At 65.0% G+C, this 18,370-nt stretch carries 13 protein-coding genes, 2 tRNA genes and 2 rRNA genes (1 of these 17 running past the window's edge); 8 read left to right on the top strand and 9 right to left on the bottom strand.

Going from position 1 to position 18,370, the window contains the following annotated elements; translation table 11 throughout:
• Positions 1-42: 42 nt before the first annotated feature.
• Together ASG59_RS12785 and ASG59_RS12780 are read left to right on the top strand one after the other, a co-directional pair.
• The gene (locus tag ASG59_RS12785) at positions 43-333 is read left to right on the top strand and encodes an acyl carrier protein (RefSeq protein ID WP_055888055.1); all 291 of its coding nucleotides are present in this window, start codon (positions 43-45) and stop codon (positions 331-333) included.
• Positions 330-1,526, top strand: coding sequence for a beta-ketoacyl-[acyl-carrier-protein] synthase family protein (locus ASG59_RS12780; RefSeq protein ID WP_056409222.1), 1,197 nt, complete (start codon positions 330-332; stop codon positions 1,524-1,526). Before ASG59_RS12785 ends, ASG59_RS12780 begins: the two co-directional genes overlap by 4 nt.
• 6 nt (positions 1,527-1,532) lie before the next feature.
• Here the strand turns inward: ASG59_RS12780 and ASG59_RS12775 are convergent, their stop codons facing one another.
• Positions 1,533-2,336 carry an alpha/beta fold hydrolase gene (locus ASG59_RS12775; RefSeq protein ID WP_056409220.1) on the bottom strand — a complete coding sequence of 268 codons (804 nt, stop codon included), beginning with the start codon at positions 2,334-2,336 and terminating at the stop codon, positions 1,533-1,535.
• Positions 2,337-2,597: 261 nt separating this feature from the next.
• Here ASG59_RS12775 and ASG59_RS12770 point away from each other — a divergent pair, with 261 nt between their 5' ends.
• Positions 2,598-4,265, top strand: coding sequence for a TolC family protein (locus ASG59_RS12770; RefSeq protein ID WP_056409219.1), 1,668 nt, complete (start codon positions 2,598-2,600; stop codon positions 4,263-4,265).
• A gap of 100 nt (positions 4,266-4,365) precedes the next feature.
• Here the strand turns inward: ASG59_RS12770 and ASG59_RS12765 are convergent, their stop codons facing one another.
• Positions 4,366-4,671, bottom strand: coding sequence for a hypothetical protein (locus tag ASG59_RS12765; protein WP_056282721.1), 306 nt, complete (start codon positions 4,669-4,671; stop codon positions 4,366-4,368).
• Between the two features lie 138 nt (positions 4,672-4,809).
• Here ASG59_RS12765 and ASG59_RS12760 point away from each other — a divergent pair, with 138 nt between their 5' ends.
• Positions 4,810-6,096, top strand: coding sequence for an ArgE/DapE family deacylase (locus ASG59_RS12760; RefSeq protein WP_056409217.1), 1,287 nt, complete (start codon positions 4,810-4,812; stop codon positions 6,094-6,096).
• A 293-nt stretch (positions 6,097-6,389) separates the two neighbouring features.
• Here ASG59_RS12760 and ASG59_RS12755 read toward each other — a convergent pair whose 3' ends face one another.
• From ASG59_RS12755 to ASG59_RS12725, 7 genes are all read right to left on the bottom strand, one after another.
• On the bottom strand, positions 6,390-8,081 hold the full coding sequence (locus tag ASG59_RS12755; RefSeq protein ID WP_056409214.1) for a HAMP domain-containing methyl-accepting chemotaxis protein: 1,692 nt from the start codon (positions 8,079-8,081) through the stop codon (positions 6,390-6,392).
• A gap of 1,145 nt (positions 8,082-9,226) precedes the next feature.
• A complete protein-coding gene (locus ASG59_RS12750) occupies positions 9,227-10,303 on the bottom strand; it encodes an HD domain-containing phosphohydrolase (RefSeq protein WP_244475701.1) in 1,077 nt (358 codons plus the stop codon).
• Positions 10,300-10,485: a hypothetical protein gene (locus ASG59_RS12745; protein WP_056409213.1), complete on the bottom strand. Its 186-nt coding sequence runs from the start codon at positions 10,483-10,485 to the stop codon at positions 10,300-10,302. The genes ASG59_RS12750 and ASG59_RS12745 overlap by 4 nt, the downstream gene beginning before the upstream one ends.
• A 423-nt stretch (positions 10,486-10,908) precedes the next feature.
• Positions 10,909-11,493, bottom strand: a complete 585-nt coding sequence (locus ASG59_RS12740) for a GbsR/MarR family transcriptional regulator (protein ID WP_055888122.1) — start codon at positions 11,491-11,493, stop codon at positions 10,909-10,911.
• A 30-nt stretch (positions 11,494-11,523) separates the two neighbouring features.
• Positions 11,524-11,655, bottom strand: a complete 132-nt coding sequence (locus tag ASG59_RS12735) for a DUF2474 domain-containing protein (RefSeq protein ID WP_055888071.1) — start codon at positions 11,653-11,655, stop codon at positions 11,524-11,526.
• Complete coding sequence (cydB, locus tag ASG59_RS12730; protein WP_056409211.1) at positions 11,655-12,662, bottom strand: cytochrome d ubiquinol oxidase subunit II; 1,008 nt, start codon at positions 12,660-12,662, stop codon at positions 11,655-11,657. The genes ASG59_RS12735 and cydB overlap by 1 nt, the downstream gene beginning before the upstream one ends.
• Positions 12,663-12,672: 10 nt before the next feature.
• Positions 12,673-14,100 carry a cytochrome ubiquinol oxidase subunit I gene (locus ASG59_RS12725; RefSeq protein ID WP_055888075.1) on the bottom strand — a complete coding sequence of 476 codons (1,428 nt, stop codon included), beginning with the start codon at positions 14,098-14,100 and terminating at the stop codon, positions 12,673-12,675.
• 893 nt (positions 14,101-14,993) lie between these two features.
• Here ASG59_RS12725 and ASG59_RS12720 point away from each other — a divergent pair.
• The 4 genes from ASG59_RS12720 to ASG59_RS12705 all read left to right on the top strand — a co-directional run.
• Positions 14,994-16,478 (top strand): 16S ribosomal RNA (locus ASG59_RS12720).
• Between the two features lie 182 nt (positions 16,479-16,660).
• Positions 16,661-16,737 (top strand) — tRNA-Ile (locus ASG59_RS12715).
• A gap of 37 nt (positions 16,738-16,774) precedes the next feature.
• A tRNA-Ala gene (locus tag ASG59_RS12710) sits at positions 16,775-16,850 on the top strand.
• 308 nt (positions 16,851-17,158) lie between these two features.
• Positions 17,159-18,370, top strand: a 23S ribosomal RNA gene (locus tag ASG59_RS12705) (it continues 1,608 nt past the right edge of the window).
• The 16S and 23S rRNA genes sit together here with 2 tRNA genes alongside, the layout of an rRNA operon.

Genomic DNA, 18,370 nt, shown 5'->3' with positions numbered 1-18,370 from the left:
CTCTTCATCGGACATCGACAACTTATCGAGGGGGAGCGGACCATGAGCACACCGTCCAAGATCGAAGACGCCACGCACGATTCCGTCGTCGCGTTCCTCATCGAGACCCTGCAGCCCTACCGTACGGAAGCGGGCGAGCCGCTTTCCGCTGCCACCACGATCGAGGCGGTGGGCATCGATTCCTTCGACTTCGTCGAGATCCTGTTCAAGATCGAGGACCATTACGGCATCGACCTCGATTTCAACGCCAACCTGAAGTTCACCGACCTGAAGACCATCGGCGACCTGGCCGGTGAGATCGCCAGCTTCAAGACCCGGAAGATCGCCGCGTGACCACGGTCGTCGTCTCGGGCGTCGGGGTCGTCGCCCCCAACGGCCTTTGCGCCGAGACGTTCTGGGCGAGCCTCGTGGCCGCCGCGCCGGTGCTCGGCGACGCCGTCGGGCTGCCGGGATCGGGGGTGACGGTGGCGCAGATCACCGACGCCGCGATCCTGAAGGACCCCGGCATCGCGACTTCCGCCTGCGACCGCAGCGCCCTCTTCGCCCTGGCGGCCACCCGCCAGGCCATGGCCGACGCCGGGTTGGCGGACGGCCTGCCCGATCCGACGCGGGTCGCGGTCATCCTCGGCAACGGGGCCGGCGGTCAGTGCAGCATGGACGACCAATACGTCCGGCTCTACGGCCAGAACAACAAGCGGCTGCATCCGATGACCGTGGCGAAAGCCATGGTGAGTTCGTCGGCGAGCTGGGTCTCCATCGCCACGGGCGCGCGCGGTCCCTGCTTCGTCACGTCGAGCGCCTGCGCTTCGGCGACCCACGCCATCGGGCTCGCCCTGCAGTTCCTGCGCGGGGGGCTCGCCGACATCGTCATCACCGGCGGCTGCGAGGCGCCGTTGTCGGTGGGCACGATCCGGGCCTGGGAATCGATGCGGATCATGTCGAAGACCGCCTGCCGGCCGTTCGCGGCCGGGCGTGACGGTCTCATCCTCTCGGAGGGGGCCGGCATCCTGATTCTGGAGACGGCCGAACACGCCGCCCGCCGCGGCCACCGGTCCGGCATCGCGGTCGCGGGCTTCGGCTCCAACGCCGATGCGGCCGACATTGTGGCGCCCAACATCGAGGGCATGGCCGGGGCCATGCGCCTCGCCCTGGCCGACGCCGGCCTCTCGCCGTCGGACGTGGCCTACGTCAACGCCCACGGCACCGGCACCACCGCCAACGACCGCAGCGAGACCGCCGCCATGAAGGCGGTGTTCGGCGCGGCCACCTGCCCGCCGGCCTCCTCGACGAAGGGCGTGACCGGCCACGCCCTGGGCGCGGCCGGCGCCCTCGAGGCCATCGCCACGGTGCTGGCCATGCAGCACGGCATCGCTCCGCCGACCGCCAACTTCGACGGGGTCGATCCCGATTGCGACCTCGACTACATCCCCAACCAAGCCCGAACGATGCCGATCCCGGTGGCGATGTCGAACTCCTTCGCCTTCGGCGGGCTCAACGCCTCGCTAGTCTTCACCAGCCTGTCCTGACCGGCGTCAGGATCTGGCACGCATCGCGAACAGGCGCTCGGTGAGCCCGAGAAGACTGGCCGGTTCCACCGGGTGGGCGAGACCCGTCGCGATGTCGAGTTCACGGCGGGACTGCGCCCGTGTGCCGGCGAGACGGACCGCGTCGGAGGCGGGGACGACCTCGTCCGCCTCGCCGTGCGCGATGAGCCACGGCGCCGTGACGCGCGAGGCCGACGCCAGCGCGTCGAAGCGGTCGCGCAGGAACGGGCGGGCCAGGACCGGGACGAGGTCCGACAGCCGGGCGACGGCACCGATGGTCAGGAGCCCGGCGATCGGAGCGTCTTCCGCCACCAGGACGGCGAGCGCCCCTCCGAGGGAGTGGCCGATCAGCAGGAGCGGGCGCCCCTCGGCGATGACGTGGCCCCTGGCGAGGAACGCGTCCGCATCGGCGACGAGCCCGCTTTGGGAGGGCGAGCCGGGGTTGCCGCCGTAGCCCGCGTAATCGGCGATGACGAGATCGTAGCCGACGGTGGCCAGGATCGCCGCGTCGTGGGCGCCGGTGAGGGCACTGCCGCCGTTGCCGTGGAGATAGACCACCACGGCCTTGCCCGGCCGGGAGCCCGTCGCCTGCAGCCCCGTCACGGTGGTGCCGTCGGCCCGGGTCAGGGTGAGGGGCGAGAAGGCGACGCCGTCGCGGGTCACCGCCGTGATCGGGCCCGGATCGGGCTGGAACACCTGACTGCGCAGGTAGCGGACGGCACCTTCGTAGGCCAGGGCCACCGCGAAGGTGCCCGCCGCGAACAGGGCCGCGTAACCTGCCGGACGCATCATCGCTCGCCTCGCCTCGATCCGCTGTCCGCCCAGGCTATCGGCTGGATGTCTGGACATGCGGTGCGCCGTCTGGTCGACCATTGTCGACAGTCTATCGTCCGTCGAACCTCCGCAAACTACGCCTTAGTCGTAAACAAACCGGATGGGACGGCGCGCTCCACCAATGCTTAAGGGAATTTTAGCGGCACGCTAACCATAAGGGGGCGGCGGGGCCGAGGGGCGGTCGCCTTCGATCGCGTGAACCTGAGGAGTACGGGTCCGGTGCAGTGGCGCGCAGGCGAGAAACGCGGCACCGGCCGCCGGGCGAGAGGCGGCCTCGCCGCCCTGTCCGTCGCGTGGGCGCTCGCCCCGCTCGCGCCGGTCGCGGCCCAGCAGTTGGAAGCGGCGCAGAACTTCGCCTTCGACCAGAGCTACGTGCTGCGCTCCGACAAGGCGCGCCAGGACGGAGCCGAGGCCCGCCTGCGCGGCACCATCGACGCGTTCCTCCCCAGCATCGCGCTGGTCGGCTCCAAGCCCCTCGACAGCAAGATCAAGTACCATCCCGACCTGCCGATCTTCGATGCGGGGGTCGATTCGACGCCGCGCTACCGCCCCAACCAATATGGCATCACCGTCGACCTGCCGCTGTTCGACGGTTTCCAGCGCTGGAACTCGCTGCTGTCGGCGCGGACCCTGGCGGAGGCCGGGCGCCTGATCACCCACGACGTCCGCCAGCAACTGCTGTTCGAGACCGCGGCCGCCTATCTGGCGGTGATCCGCGACCGCAAGGTCCTCGGCCATCGCCAGCGCCAGCTCCAGAGCATCGAGACGATCCGGCGCGGGGTCGAGGCGCAGGTGGCGGTCAACGATGCCACCCTCACCGACAGTGCCCTGGCCGATTCCCGCGTCGCCGACGCCAGCGCCGGGGTCGAACTCGCCATCGCCGACCTCAAGGCGTCCGAGATCGATTTCACCCGCATCACCGGCATCCCCGCCACGCGGCTGTCGCCACCGCGCCTGCCGCCGCTGCCGCGCAGCGAGGCCGAGCTCGCCGACATCGTGCGCGCCGAGAGTCCGCGCCTGGCCGCAGCCCGCCTCGAGACCCAGGCGGCCGGCCAGCTCGCCGATGCGGCCAAGGGTGCGCTGCTGCCGCAGCTCTCCCTGCAATTCACCCACGGCCGGCAAACCGACATCACGCCGACCCTGCGCAGCATCCGCGAGACCACGACGCAGGTCCAGGCCAGGATCCCGCTCCACGAGCCCGGCGCCTATCCGCGGATCGCCGAGGCCTCCGCCTTCGCCCAGCAGAAGTTCTACGACACCGAGGACGCGATCCTCCGCACCGTGACCAGCGCCAGGACGGTGTTCCAGCGCCGCGCCGCCTACCAGGCGCAGGTCGCCACCCTCGCCCGGCGCGTCGCGGCCCTGCGCGGGGCGGTGCACGGTTACGAGATCGAGCGCGGCGCGGGTTTCCGGACCGTCATCGACGAGCTCAACAGCCGCTCCGAACTGGCGATCGCCGAGATCCTGCTCGCCACCGGCGAAGCCGAGCGCGACCGCCTCGCCTTCGCCCTGGCCGCCGCCATGGGGCGCCTCGGGTCGCCCGCTCCGGGACTGGTGGCGGGACCGATCGCGCTGCTCGCCCCGCCGCCCGGCGATCCGTTCACCACGGGAAGCCTCGCGCCCGCCATCACCGGCAAGCCGACGGCGCGGGACACGACGGGGAAAGGGGCCGCGCTGCCGCGACGGCCCTCGGGCGAACGCCCGGCGCTCTCGCTGCCCCCATCGATGGGTGGCCCCGTCCGCGCAGATGTCGGCAAGCCCGGTCCGGCCACGATGGCCACCGCCAAATCCGTTCCCGAAAAGCCGGCGCCCGCCAAATCCGGCGTCGTGCGTGGCGGCAGGGCAGAACCGATCGGGCTGCGCACCGACGCCCGCGACAAGGGGTAGGTCGGCCCGGCCCAGCCTCGGATCGTCGTTTCACATGAAAAAGGCCGGGCTTGAGCCCGGCCTTCCCGTTGTCGTGGATGCGTCGTGAGGAGCGCTGGCCTCAGCGGTTGATGCCGCCCGGACCGCCGGCGGTGCCGCCGGTGCCCGGGGGCATGCCGGTTCCTGCCGGGCCAGCGCCGGGAGGAACCATCGCCGGGTTCGTCCGGGTCGATCCGGTGGCGGTGTCGGGCAGTCCGGTGGCCGATCCGGTGCTGCGCTCCATCGCCTTCTCGCCGTTGCTCTTCACGCTGCCGGGGTTGTTGAGGTTACCCTCGGCGCTGCCGCCGCCGGCGGGCGTCTGGGCGAAGGCACCGCCGCCGAGGGCGAGGGCGAGCGAGGCGGCGAGGGCGAAAGTGGTGCTGCGCATGGTATGACTCCGAAGGATCCGAAAGCGATCTCTGCAGGGCCAACCGCGGCAGGCCGGGTTCTGTTCAATCGCGTCGGCCATGGCGGGCTCGGCACCCGATGGAGACCGTGATCGAACCCCCTTTCGAAAGGCGTTGCGATGACAGGAACCGCTCCCTCCGACGACGACATCGCCGCCGCGGTCGCCGAAGGATTCGCCGGGCAGATCGCGCACACCCGTGCCCTCGTCGGGTTCGCCTCGACGCGGGGACGCGAGCACGCGGTCCAGGCCTGGACGGCGCGGGCCTTCGCCGGGCGCGGCTACGAGGTGGCGGAACTCGCCCTCGACCCCGTGGCCATCGCCGCCCATCCCGGCGGCGCGCCCGTCATGGCTGAACATTCGGATGCGCCCATCGTGATCGGCCGGCATCGCCCGCGCCGAACGGCCGGCCGGTCCTTGATCCTCCAGGCCCATGTCGACGTGGTCCCGGCCGGGCCGGGCGATCTCTGGACGCATTCCCCGTTCGAGCCGGCGATCGTCGGCGACTGGCTCTACGGGCGCGGTGCGGCCGACATGAAGGCGGGCCACGCCGCCAACCTGTTCGCCCTCGACGCGCTGCGCCGCCTCGGCCACCAGCCGGCCGCGGAGGTGATCCTGCAATCGGTGGTCGAGGAGGAATCCACCGGCAACGGCGCCCTGATGACCCACCTGGCCGGCTACCGCGCCGAGGCGGTGCTCATCCCCGAACCCATGGACGAGCGGCTGGTGCGGGCCAACGTGGGCGTCCTCTGGTTCACGGTCGAGGTCCGGGGTCGGCCGGTCCATGTCCGCGAGATGGGGGAGGGCGCCAACGCCATCGACGCGGTCTACCGCGTGATCGCGGCCCTGCGCGGTCTCGAGGCGGCCTGGAACGCACAGAAGGACCGGCACCCGCATTTCGCGGCGCTCGCCCATCCCATCAACCTCAACCTCGGCCGGATCGAGGGGGGCGACTGGGCCTCGTCGGTCCCGGCCTGGTGCCGCGCCTCGTGCCGGATCGCCCTCTATCCGGGCATGGCGGCCGACGCGGCCGCTCGGGCGATCGAGGCGTGTGTCGCCGATGTCGCCGCCACCGATCCTTTCCTATGCCGCACGCCGCCGCGGGTGACCTTCGACGGCTTCTTCGCGCAAGGCTATGTCCTCGACGAAGGGTCGGACGCCGAAGCGGTCCTGGCCGACGCCCACCGGGCCGCCACGGGCGATGCCATGCGGAGCGTGACGATGCCCTGCTATCTCGATGCCCGCGTGCATGCCCTCTACGACCGGGTGCCGGCCCTCTGCTACGGCCCGGTCGGCGAGAACATCCACGGCTTCGACGAGCGCGTGAGCCTGTCGTCGCTGCAGCGGGTCACTACGGCGATGGCTCTGTTCATCGCGCGCTGGTGCGGGACCGAGCCGGTCGCCTGATACGGGGCCCGGCTGATTGACCCCGGCGGGATTCCCGCTGACCTGACGCGGGATTCGCCTTCGCATCTCCTCGCGAAGGGGATCATGGCTTCCATCGCCTGCCATCTGAGCGTCGAGGAACTGGGCCGGCGGGCGGGCACGAGAGAGGGCGCGGGCGCGGCGCGGCCAGTCCTCAGGTACAGGACATGGTTATGAGAAGGCCGTCGCCCCATCGTCTGGTCGTTGTCGCCCCGATCGGGAACGACGAGGGCGGCCTCCGGACCTGAAGGCCGCCATGCTTGTCCTATGCTGAATCAGGCCGCCTTCACGCCTGACAGGAAGCGTTTCACCTCTTCACCGAGGCTTTCGGAGTAGCGCGACAGCTCCCGTGCCGCGCCGAGCACCTGGGTGGCGGCCGCACTGGTGGTTCCGGCGCCGATGCGAATGTGCTCGATGTTGCTCGTCACGTTCTGGGTGCCCTGGGCGGCTTCCTGCACGTTGCGGGCGATCTCCTGGGTCGCGGCGCCCTGCTGCTCCATCGCCGCGGCGATGCCGGACGAGAAGCCGGACATGTCGGCGATGGTCTTGCCGATGCGGGCGATGTCGCTCACCACCTCGCCCGTCGCGCCCTGGATCTCGCCGATCTTCACGCGGATGTCTTCGGTGGCCCGTGCCGTCTGCCCCGCGAGTTCCTTCACCTCCGTCGCGACCACGGCGAATCCCCGTCCGGCCTCGCCGGCGCGCGCCGCCTCGATGGTGGCGTTGAGCGCCAGCAGGTTGGTTTGGCCCGCGATGGTCTGGATCATGGCGACCACGTCGGTGATGCTGTCGGCGACGACGGCGAGCCGCTGCACGGTGGCCTCCGTCCGGCGCGTATCCGCCACGGCCTGGTCCGCGTAAGTCGAGGATTGGCTCACCTGACCGACGATCTCCTGGATCGAGGCCGACATCTCCTCGCTGGCCGCGGCCACGGTCTGCACGTTGGCGGAGGTCTGCTCGGCCGCACCCGCCACCGATACCGCCTGCTGGATCGCCTGCTCGGCGGTGGCGGACATCGACTGAGCGGTGGCCTCCATCTCCGTGGCCGCACCCGCCAGGCCATCGGTCAGGACCGAGATGTCGGATTCGAAGCGCTTGGTCAGACCCTCCAGGATCTCGGCGCGGCGCATCTTGCCGGCGTTCTCGACCTCCTGCTCGGCCGCGAGGCGCCGGGCCGTCACGGCGTTGTCCTTGAACACGGCGAGGGAGCGCGCCAGCAGGCCGATCTCGTCCTTCCGTTCCACGCCCTCGACGGCAATGTCCAGATCGCCCCGGGCGAGCTGGCCCATGGCGGTGGTCATGCGGCCGATGGGGCGCGACACGCCCAGCACGACGATGGCGGCGGCGAGCCCCAGGGCGGCCGAGAGGCCGAGGCCGGCCGATACCATCAGCAGGGTGGTCGACGAGGCCGCGAGGCGCTCCGCGTCGCCGGACGCGACCTTGAGTTCCTGCTCCAGGAGCGCGGTGCGAGCTCCGATTTCCTCCCGAATCTTCGCGCGCCGCGGTGCCGCCTCTTCCTGGGCAAGCTGCATTCCGGAGCTGGCGTCACCCTTCATGCCGAGGGCGGTCGAGCGTTGGAGAACCTCGGTGTAGGATTCCAGTCTCGCCCGCAGGGTTTGGTTCGCCGTCTTTCGCTGCTCGGTGTCCGCGAGCTGGACGAGGCGATCCATGGCGTCGTAGCCCGTCTTGATGGAGGCGAGCTGCCGGGTGTAATAGCCTTGCCGCTTCGCGGAATCCGTCTCGATCAGGATGTTCCGGTTCTGGATCGTCGCTTCCGTGACTGCGATCTGGACGGTCAGGATCTGAGCCTGCCGCGCCGCCTGGACCTGCGCGATCTGGTTGGTCTGCTCCGCGAGGGTGACGAGGGCCGATCGGGCATAGGCGACGAGGCCCGCCGCCAAGAGCGCTGTGATCGCCAGGGGAAGGTCGATCTTCGTCAGCAGGCTGAGGTTACCGAAAAATTTCATTGGTCGGGCCTTCTGGAAAATCATCTGGTTCAGTTATAACAATGGCAAGTCTACCGTTAAAAATTGATTAAATCGTCTGTCTATTCAGTAAGCAGCCGTAGTTATATTATCCTTATTACAAAATTTGAATTCAATATTATTACATGTAAAAGATCGATGCAAAGGACTATTATTTTTTAATTGATAATATAAGAATATTTATGTGAATGCAAAAATCAACATCCATATTTTTATGGATAACATAAATATGAATATAATTATATTGATTCAAGATTGAATTATAAACTTTGGTCAGAAAGAAAGGCATATACGCGGGTCGAGGTTCCGCAAAAGAAACATCGCTCGGCGTTCGAGATTGAAGGGCGGGTCGTTTTAATAAAATTCGTTATCAAATCTTCATTTAGGTTTCTTACAAAATTAAATAATCAGTTTATTTAATTGGCAATATTAAATAACGTCTTTTATTCGAAAGTATCAGAAGCAATGGCCGCTGTTGGGGTCGAGGCCTGACCCATTTGTACGAGCCACGCTTCGGTCCGCCGCGGCGATAGGCCGGGGTTCGCGTTTGCATATGCTCACCCGCTCCACTGCCGACCCGACGACGCAGGTCGCCACTCGATGCGAGGGACAACCGATCGCCGTGATCGAGTTCCTGGGATCGAAATCCGTGGCATCAGCGTAGCCGCTGGCACATCGTGCAAAGGCGATAAAACCTTGAGGGGCATCGCTTTTATAGATCGTCATGACACCGCCGACCTGCATCGGCTCACACGAGCGCGCATCGATGTTTGCAAAAGCGCGAAGGCCTGTCGCAGATTCTTCTCTGTGACGCGATCGGGGTGACGTCGCAACGAATCCGATAGGACCGGAAAAGCAGACGGGGGGTCCGCTCGCTTCAAGCGGGCCCCGCATCATCGAGCCCGCGCGGCGCCCGAGCATGACCGCAATCGGCCTGCGAGGGCATCGGATCGACCTCGCCCCAGCCGTCCGCGCACATGAAGGAGCCTCCGTGGTGATCGCGAACCGGGAGGCCACGGACCATGCATCGCGCGCCGCGATGCGGACGGCGGTCCTACTGGTGCGGCCGGAGGGGACGTTGAGAAAACCCTGCCGGCCTCATGGCGGGAGCGGGGAGAGCCGCGGGGTCAGGGGGAGAAGGCGTCGGCGATGGGCGCGAACGCCCGCACCAGCACGGGGTCCAGGCGCTCCTCCATTGCCGTCAGGATCGCGTAGGCCTGCGCCGACGGCATCGGCGGCTTGTAGGAACGCCGTTCGATCAGCGCCCCGTAGATGTCGCAGACCGTGACGAGGCGCACCAGATCCGGAATCTCCGCCTCCTTCAGCCCATCCGGGTAGCCCGAACCGTCCAACATCTCGTGGTGCGAGCGCACCACGGTCAGCAGCTCGGTCGAAAAGCCCTGGTCGGCGAGCATGGCATGTCCCCGCGCCGGGTGGAGTCGCATCACCGCCATCTCGGCGTCGTCGAGGCGCCCTGGCTTGTTGAGGATCGCGGTTGGGACGTGGATCTTGCCGACATCGTGCACGAGCGCGGCCTTGGTCAGGCGGTGCCGGTCGAGGGCGCCGAGCCCGAGATGCGTGGCGAACGCCGCCGCGATGCCGGCGACGAGCAAGCAGTGTTGATGCGTGGCATCGTCGAAGCGGTGTATCGCCCCGATCCAGTCCCGGATGCCGGTTTCCCGGATCGCGCGCTCGATCAGCTCCGTCCCGTTGTCGATCACGGTCGGCGTGATCGGGCGATCGGCCACGAACACGTCGGTATAGAAGGCACTGACCCGTGCCGCCTGTGCGGCGACATGCGGGGCGAGCGGCCGTGGCGGTGCATCTTCCTGTACCCCGAGGGCGGACCGGATGCGCTGCACGTCGACGGGGCCCGACAGGATGTGCGTCGCGCCAAGCTTGATGGCCTGGAGGCGGGTGCGGCGGCTTTCCCGCGCCTGGATGACGATCAGCGGCCCCTTGATCCGCGACGACTCGCGTAAGGCGTGCAGGCGGACCATGGCGCCGTCGTCGAGATGAGCGACGTCGCAGATCACCGTCGCACACGGTTCCGCCGGGGCGGTATCGCCGGACAAATCGTGCATCCGGCAGTCCACCGCCGGGGCGACCTGAAGGATCAGCGCCGCGTTGCGGCCCGGATCGTCCGTGACCCAGAGGACGCGCTTCGCACGAGCGCGCGGCGCCGTGCCCTCGCCCGCAATCACGACGACGACCAGGCCGGGTTCCCGGCGATTGATGGGGCGTCCGCGAGGCTTGCGGCGCGCCCGGCCCGGTCGACCGAGCAGACGTCGTCCATGCGGATGATCTTCGATGTGAGCCCGTCGGGACGTTCGCTGTAGGCAGGCATGCCGATGCTGGCGCCCGTCTCGAAGACGTCTTGCGCCATGCTGTGCGTCTCGGCCCCATTCGGGATCCGGATCAGGACGATCCAATTCGTCTTGTTCCGAGGCGCTCGCTTTTGCCTCGTCGAGGCGTCGATATCTTCAAACAATGATTCGGTTCTGATTTATAAAAAGGGAATTGGAGAGCCTTCGAGAAAGAGGCATAGCCATCAATCGCGGCGCAATATTTATGGAGGGAGGGCCTTTATCAAATCAATGGTCAAAAGCGTCACATCCCGATCGGGATGCGGCTGGACTGTCCATGCCCCGGTGCCGAGGCCATCGGCCGGCTCGTCGCAATCGTCGAGGGTCTACGGCCCGCGAGGTCGAAAGCCCGCCCAGGTTGCGCACATCGCCGTCAGGCCTTTCCAGGCCGCAGACGCGTGTCCACACAGCCTCGGCCCGTCGGGGACGGGCCGAGGATCCGGTCATACTTCGGTGTCCTGCGCTTTCGATCTCCGCAGGCGCGCGGGCAGTCCCATCACCCGGTCCTTGGCCTCGAGGACCTTCTGGACCTTCGAGCCGAGGGTCAGGAGTTGCAGGAGGCGCTCGGTCTCGAGTTTCTGGACATCGGAGTACCATCCCGTGAGGAGTTCCAGCAGGTCGTGCATCTCCCGCAGACGCCCCTGGGCATAGCCGTCCTCGCCGGTCTGGGCGTCCTGCATCAGGTTCTCGCGCAGCATCGTCAGCGTCGGGTCGATCTCGCGCTTCTTGCGCTCCTCCGCGAGGGTGCGAACGATCTGCCAGATGTCGTCTGGGGTCGAGAAGTGGTCGCGACGGTCGCCGGGGCGGTGCTGCAGGCGCACGAGGTTCCAGGCCTGCAGTTCCTTGAGGCCCATGCTGACGTTCGAACGCGACAGCCCGAGACGGTCGACGATCTCGTCGGCGGTCAGCGGGCGCTCCGAGACGAACAACAGGGCGTAGATCTGCCCGACGGTGCGGTTGATGCCCCAGCGCGACCCCATCTCGCCGAAATGCAGCACGAAGGTCTGGACGAGGGGCGAGAGCGGCAGGGCGACTTTACGGTCTGGCACGAGACGTTCTCACGCGGCCTTGAGCCAGGTCTTGAGGATGAAACCGACGACACCGAGGGCGAGGATGCTGGCGGCCCAGATGACGGCGAACCAGGCGAGGCGCCGCCAGAGCGGCCCCGGCCCGACCGATGGCCCTGCCATCAATGGTACCCCGAGGAATCGACCTTCCCCCGGAACACCCAATAGGAATACGCGGTGTAGGTGAGGATGAGGGGAATCAGCACCGCGGCGCCCACCAGGATGAAGACCTGGCTGGCATGGGGGGCTGCCGCCTGCCAGATCGTGACCCGACCCGGCACGATGTCGGGGAAGATGCTGATGCCCAGGCCGATGAAGGACAGGAGGAACAGGCCGAGGGCGATCAGGAACGGGGCGCGGTCGGCGCCGCGTGTCAGGGTCCGGAAGAACAGGAACCCGGCCACGCCCACGAGCAGCGGCACCTGCGTGGTGAGGAGGACGTTGGGCATCGAGAACCAGCGTTCCCAATACTGACCCTCGAGGAAGGGCGTCGCCGCGCTGACGCCGCCGATCGCGACCAGGGTGGCGCCTCCGAGCCAGAGCGAAAGCGACCGGGCCCTGTCGCGCAAGGGCCCCTCGGTCCGCATCACGAGCCAGGTGGCGCCGAGCAGTGCGTAGCCGAACAGCAGCCCGATGCCGACGAGCGCGGTGAACGGCGAGAGCCAGTCCCACCAGCCGCCGGCATAGGCCCGGCCCTCGACCTTGATGCCCTGGAGGAGGGCGCCGAGCGCGATGCCCTGGGACAGGGTCGCCACCACCGAGCCGCCGGTGAAGGCGATATCCCAGAACGCCCGGTGGTCGGGATCGCGCCAGCGGAACTCGAAGGCGACGCCTCGGAACACCAGCCCCAGCAGCATCGCGATGATCGGCGCGTAGAGGGCGGGCATGATGATGGCGTAGGCGAGCGGGAAAACCGCGAACAGGCCGCCACCGCCCAGGACCAGCCAGGTCTCGTTGCCGTCCCAGACGGGGGCGACGGAGTTCATGGCGGTGTCGCGCTCCGCCCCCGGCCGGAAGGCCGGGAACAGGATGCCGATGCCCAGGTCGAAGCCGTCCATCACGATGTAGGCGAACACCGCGAAGGCGATGATGAAGGCCCAGATCACCGTCAGGTCGAGGGTATCGATCATGGTGGCGTCCTCACTCGGCCGGTTGCGGGTAAGCGTGGGCGGGGGCCGGGGTGATGCCGGCGGTGCGGGTCGGGACGTTGGCCTCGACGCCGTGCTCTCCGGGCATCGGCGGCTTGGCCATCAGGCGCAGGATGTAGAGGACGCCCATTGAGAACACCGCGAAGTAGATGACGACGAAGGCGGTGAGCGAGGCCGCGACCGCGGGCGCCGAGAGCGGAGAGGCGGAATCCGCCGTGCGCAGCAGGCCGTAGACCGTGAAGGGCTGGCGCCCGACCTCGGTGGTGATCCAGCCGGCGAGGACCGCGACGAAGCCGGCCGGGCCCATGGCCAATGCGAAGCGATGCAGGGGCGTCCACTCGTAGAGCCGACCCTTGAACCGCGCCCACAGGCTGAGCACGCCCAGGAGCAGCATCAGCATGCCCATCGCCACCATCACGCGGAACGACCAGAACACCACCGGCACCGGCGGCCAGTTCTTGCGGTCGACGGTGTCGAGGCCGGCCAGCGGCGCGTCGAGGCTGTGCTTGAGCACGAGGGAGGAGAGCTTCGGGATCTGGACGGCATAATCGACCCGCCCGGCGTCCTGGTTGGGAAGGCCGAACAGGATCAGGGGTGCGCCGTCGGGATGGCTCTGGAAATGCCCCTCCATCGCCATGACTTTGGCCGGCTGGTGTTCGAGGGTGTTGATGCCGTGAAGGTCGCCGGCGAAGATCTGGATCGGCGCGACGACGGCCGCCATCCACATCGCCATCGAGAACATCACCTTGGCGCCCTCGCTCGTCCGGCTCAGGGTCGCCCTGCGGTCCTTGATGAGATGCCAGGCCCCGACGGCACCGACCACCAGGGCGGTAGTGAGGTAGGCGGCCAGCACCATGTGGACGAGGCGGTAGGGGAACGAGGGATTGAAGACGATCGCCCACCAGTCGAGGGGGATGAACTGCCCGGCTTCGTTGACCCCGTGGCCCTGCGGCGTCTGCATCCACGAGTTCACGGATAGGATCCAGAAGGCGGAGAAGAAGGTCCCGGCCGCCACCATCAGGGTCGCCAGGAAATGCAGGCGTGGCCCGACCTTCGTCATGCCGAACAGCATCACGCCGAGGAACCCCGCCTCCAGAAAGAAAGCCGAGAGCACCTCGTAGGCCATCAGGGGGCCTAGCACCGGACCGGTCTTGTCGGAGAATACCGACCAGTTCGTGCCGAACTGGTAGGACATCACGAGGCCGGAGACGACGCCCATGGCGAAGGCGACGGCGAAGATTTTGATCCAGTATTTGAACAGGTCCATGAAGACCTGACGCTTGGTGACGAGCCAAAGGCCTTCGAGGACGGCGAGATAGCTCGCCAGCCCGATCGAGAAGGCCGGGAAGATGATGTGGAAGGCGACGGTGAACCCGAACTGGATCCGGGCGAGCAGCAGGGCATCGAACGTCGAGAGCATGGGAACCTCGTGAGCGATCCTCGGGAGAGCGCTGGGCCGGTTCCTTATCGTCCTTTCAGGAATGTCTGAAAAGACCAAACATTCTGAACTGCAGCGATGTCGCGCCTCGCAGCGCCAGCGTTGACCGGGAAAGCTCGCCGTCCTCGTCACATGCCGGGATATCGCGGCATTGGCCGAGGCAGGGGACCCGACGCCGTTCACCGATCCTGTGGTGGGCCTGTCATTTTTCTGTTGTGTGGGTGTTGACGTGTGGGGATTGGTTCGTCATAAGGCTGTCCATCGGCGGCGGCGCCGGGGNCACCGATCCTGTGGTGGGCCTGTCATTTTTCTGTTGTGTGGGTGTTGACGTGTGGGGATTGGTTCGTCATAAGGCTGTCCATCGGCGGCGGCGCCGGGGTGCGGTTTCGCTTCCTGGCGGTGTTGTTGTTTTCACCTTTTGGATTGGCTGGCTGGTGCTGAGCTGTAATGGCTTGGCGGTGGCTGTGTTTTTGTCTTTTGGGTGTGTGTGTTGGTTTTGGCGATCTGGTTTGGTCTGGATTTGCTGGGGTTGACACGGAGTTTCGGGGGTTTTAGACGGCTCCCACCGCTGAGGCGGACCTTCTGACGGAAGGTTCGGTATCACGGTTCTCCGAGAGCTTCAAGTTGGTTGTACCCTGGAAACGGGGTCTCCGGTTGGTTTTCGGGTGTCTTTTCTGGTTGTGAGACCGGGCGCTCTTTGACAAGTGAATCTGAGAAAGAGAAGCGTGGGCGGCGTCTTGTCCTTGCGGACCTCCTGTAGCGGGAGGTCATGTGAGACGATAGGCCGACACGTTTCGTAAGCTCACACCGGAACGACGGAAACGTCTTTCGGTTTGTGTGCTTCCGTTATGATGTGATCGGCTAGATCAACTCTTCAACTTGAGAGTTTGATCCTGGCTCAGAGCGAACGCTGGCGGCAGGCTTAACACATGCAAGTCGAGCGGGCACCTTCGGGTGTCAGCGGCAGACGGGTGAGTAACACGTGGGAACGTACCCTTCGGTTCGGAATAACTCTGGGAAACTAGAGCTAATACCGGATACGCCCTTTTGGGGAAAGGTTTACTGCCGAAGGATCGGCCCGCGTCTGATTAGCTAGTTGGTGGGGTAATGGCCTACCAAGGCGACGATCAGTAGCTGGTCTGAGAGGATGATCAGCCACATTGGGACTGAGACACGGCCCAAACTCCTACGGGAGGCAGCAGTGGGGAATATTGGACAATGGGCGCAAGCCTGATCCAGCCATGCCGCGTGAGTGATGAAGGCCTTAGGGTTGTAAAGCTCTTTTGTCCGGGACGATAATGACGGTACCGGAAGAATAAGCCCCGGCTAACTTCGTGCCAGCAGCCGCGGTAATACGAAGGGGGCTAGCGTTGCTCGGAATCACTGGGCGTAAAGGGCGCGTAGGCGGCCATTCAAGTCGGGGGTGAAAGCCTGTGGCTCAACCACAGAATTGCCTTCGATACTGTTTGGCTTGAGTATGGTAGAGGTCAGTGGAACTGCGAGTGTAGAGGTGAAATTCGTAGATATTCGCAAGAACACCAGTGGCGAAGGCGGCTGACTGGACCATTACTGACGCTGAGGCGCGAAAGCGTGGGGAGCAAACAGGATTAGATACCCTGGTAGTCCACGCCGTAAACGATGAATGCTAGCTGTTGGGGTGCTTGCACCTCAGTAGCGCAGCTAACGCTTTAAGCATTCCGCCTGGGGAGTACGGTCGCAAGATTAAAACTCAAAGGAATTGACGGGGGCCCGCACAAGCGGTGGAGCATGTGGTTTAATTCGAAGCAACGCGCAGAACCTTACCATCCCTTGACATGTCGTGCCAGCCGGAGAGATCCGGGGTTCCCTTCGGGGACGCGAACACAGGTGCTGCATGGCTGTCGTCAGCTCGTGTCGTGAGATGTTGGGTTAAGTCCCGCAACGAGCGCAACCCACGTCCTTAGTTGCCATCATTCAGTTGGGCACTCTAGGGAGACTGCCGGTGATAAGCCGCGAGGAAGGTGTGGATGACGTCAAGTCCTCATGGCCCTTACGGGATGGGCTACACACGTGCTACAATGGCGGTGACAGTGGGACGCGAAGGAGCGATCTGGAGCAAATCCCCAAAAACCGTCTCAGTTCAGATTGCACTCTGCAACTCGAGTGCATGAAGGCGGAATCGCTAGTAATCGTGGATCAGCATGCCACGGTGAATACGTTCCCGGGCCTTGTACACACCGCCCGTCACACCATGGGAGTTGGTCTTACCCGACGGCGCTGCGCCAACCGCAAGGGGGCAGGCGACCACGGTAGGGTCAGCGACTGGGGTGAAGTCGTAACAAGGTAGCCGTAGGGGAACCTGCGGCTGGATCACCTCCTTTCTAAGGATGCTTCTTTAGTGACGCTCATCGTGATGGTGAGCCGCTCCTCTCGAGGCGTCATTGGATACACATGGGGCCAGTCAGGCCCCGATTGGCGGGGCAGGGCGCCGTCCTCGTTTCTCTTTCTCATTTCCGGATAGCGTGATCGGTGCACCGTTCAGTCGGCGCGCCTCGATCTGCTTGGGCCTGTAGCTCAGGTGGTTAGAGCGCACCCCTGATAAGGGTGAGGTCGGACGTTCGAGTCGTCCCAGGCCCACCATTCTCTTTGCACCACGATCTCTTCGCAATCGCAGTCAGGGGCCATAGCTCAGCTGGGAGAGCGGTTGCTTTGCAAGCATCAGGTCGTCGGTTCGATCCCGACTGGCTCCACCATTCCTCTCCCCGCAGGGGTCGAGGGTCGAATGGCTTCGAGCTGGTTTTGTCCTATCCGGAAGCACACAGAGTTTTGCTGCCTGGTCGATCCCTTCGAGGATCGCCGGGAAAGCGAAAATCGACATCGTTTAGAGGGAATGTAGCCGGATTGGCAGCGAGAGCTGGTCCTGTCCGGTTATGTTCGGCAAGCATAAGATTTTCTGGTCCGAAAGGGTCAGGAAATCGGTCTTTTTGTTTTTTTGACCGAGACGCTTTTGGGTCCTGGCGCAACGCCAAGTCTCAAGAAGGCGGACATCGATCATGAGAGCGATCAAGTGCCTTAAGAGCATTCGGTGGATGCCTTGGCGCTGAGAGGCGATGAAGGACGTGGTACGCTGCGATAAGCCTTGGGGAGCTGCGAACGAGCTTTGATCCAGGGATTTCCGAATGGGGAAACCCACCTTCGATCTTTTGTATTGTGGGTTCAGACAGGTGGAAACGCTTGTTTGGGTCTTCACTACAATTGATCATATGAAGGTATCATGCCCTGAATACATAGGGGTTTGAAGCGAACCCGGGGAACTGAAACATCTAAGTACCCGGAGGAAAGGACATCAACGAGACTCCGTCAGTAGTGGCGAGCGAACGCGGATCAGGCCAGTGCCTGTTGTGATTTTACCGGAACGGTCTGGAATGGCCGGCGAGATGGGTGACAGCCCCGTACGGGACGGAAGAACGACAGGACTCGAGTAGGGCGGGACACGTGAAATCCTGTCTGAACATGGGGGGACCACCCTCCAAGCCTAAGTACTCCTCAGCGACCGATAGCGAACAAGTACCGTGAGGGAAAGGTGAAAAGCACCCCGACGAGGGGAGTGAAACAGTTCCTGAAACCGGATGCTTACAAACAGTGGGAGCTCAAGGTTCGTCCTGAGTGACCGCGTACCTTTTGTATAATGGGTCAGCGACTTAAAGTTACGAGCAAGCTTAAGCCGGTAGGTGTAGGCGCAGCGAAAGCGAGTCTGAACAGGGCGTTCAGTTCGTGGCTTTAGACCCGAAACCGAGTGATCTAGCCATGTGCAGGATGAAGGTGGGGTAACACCCACTGGAGGTCCGAACCAGTGCCCGTTGAAAAGGTCTTGGATGACGTGTGGCTAGGGGTGAAAGGCCAATCAAACTCGGAAATAGCTGGTTCTCCGCGAAAGCTATTTAGGTAGCGCCTCGTGTGAATACCTTGCGGGGTAGAGCACTGGATGGGCTAGGGCCGCCCACAGCGGTACCGCACTCAACCAAACTCCGAATACGCAAGAGTACTGCACGGGAGACACACGGCGGGTGCTAACGTCCGTCGTGGAGAGGGAAACAACCCTGACCGACAGCTAAGGCCCCCAATTCGTGGCTAAGTGGGAAAGGATGTGGGACTCCCAAAACAACCAGGAGGTTGGCTTAGAAGCAGCCATCCTTTAAAGAAAGCGTAACAGCTCACTGGTCTAAATAAGGGGTCCTGCGCCGAAAATGTAACGGGGCTCAAGCCACGAGCC

It is taken from the genome of Methylobacterium sp. Leaf466 (genome assembly GCF_001425565.1).
In the GTDB taxonomy this organism is placed as follows: Bacteria; Pseudomonadota; Alphaproteobacteria; order Rhizobiales; family Beijerinckiaceae; genus Methylobacterium.
The sequence above is the reverse complement of the archived record's forward strand: the minus strand, read 5'-3'. Positions and strand labels throughout refer to the sequence as shown.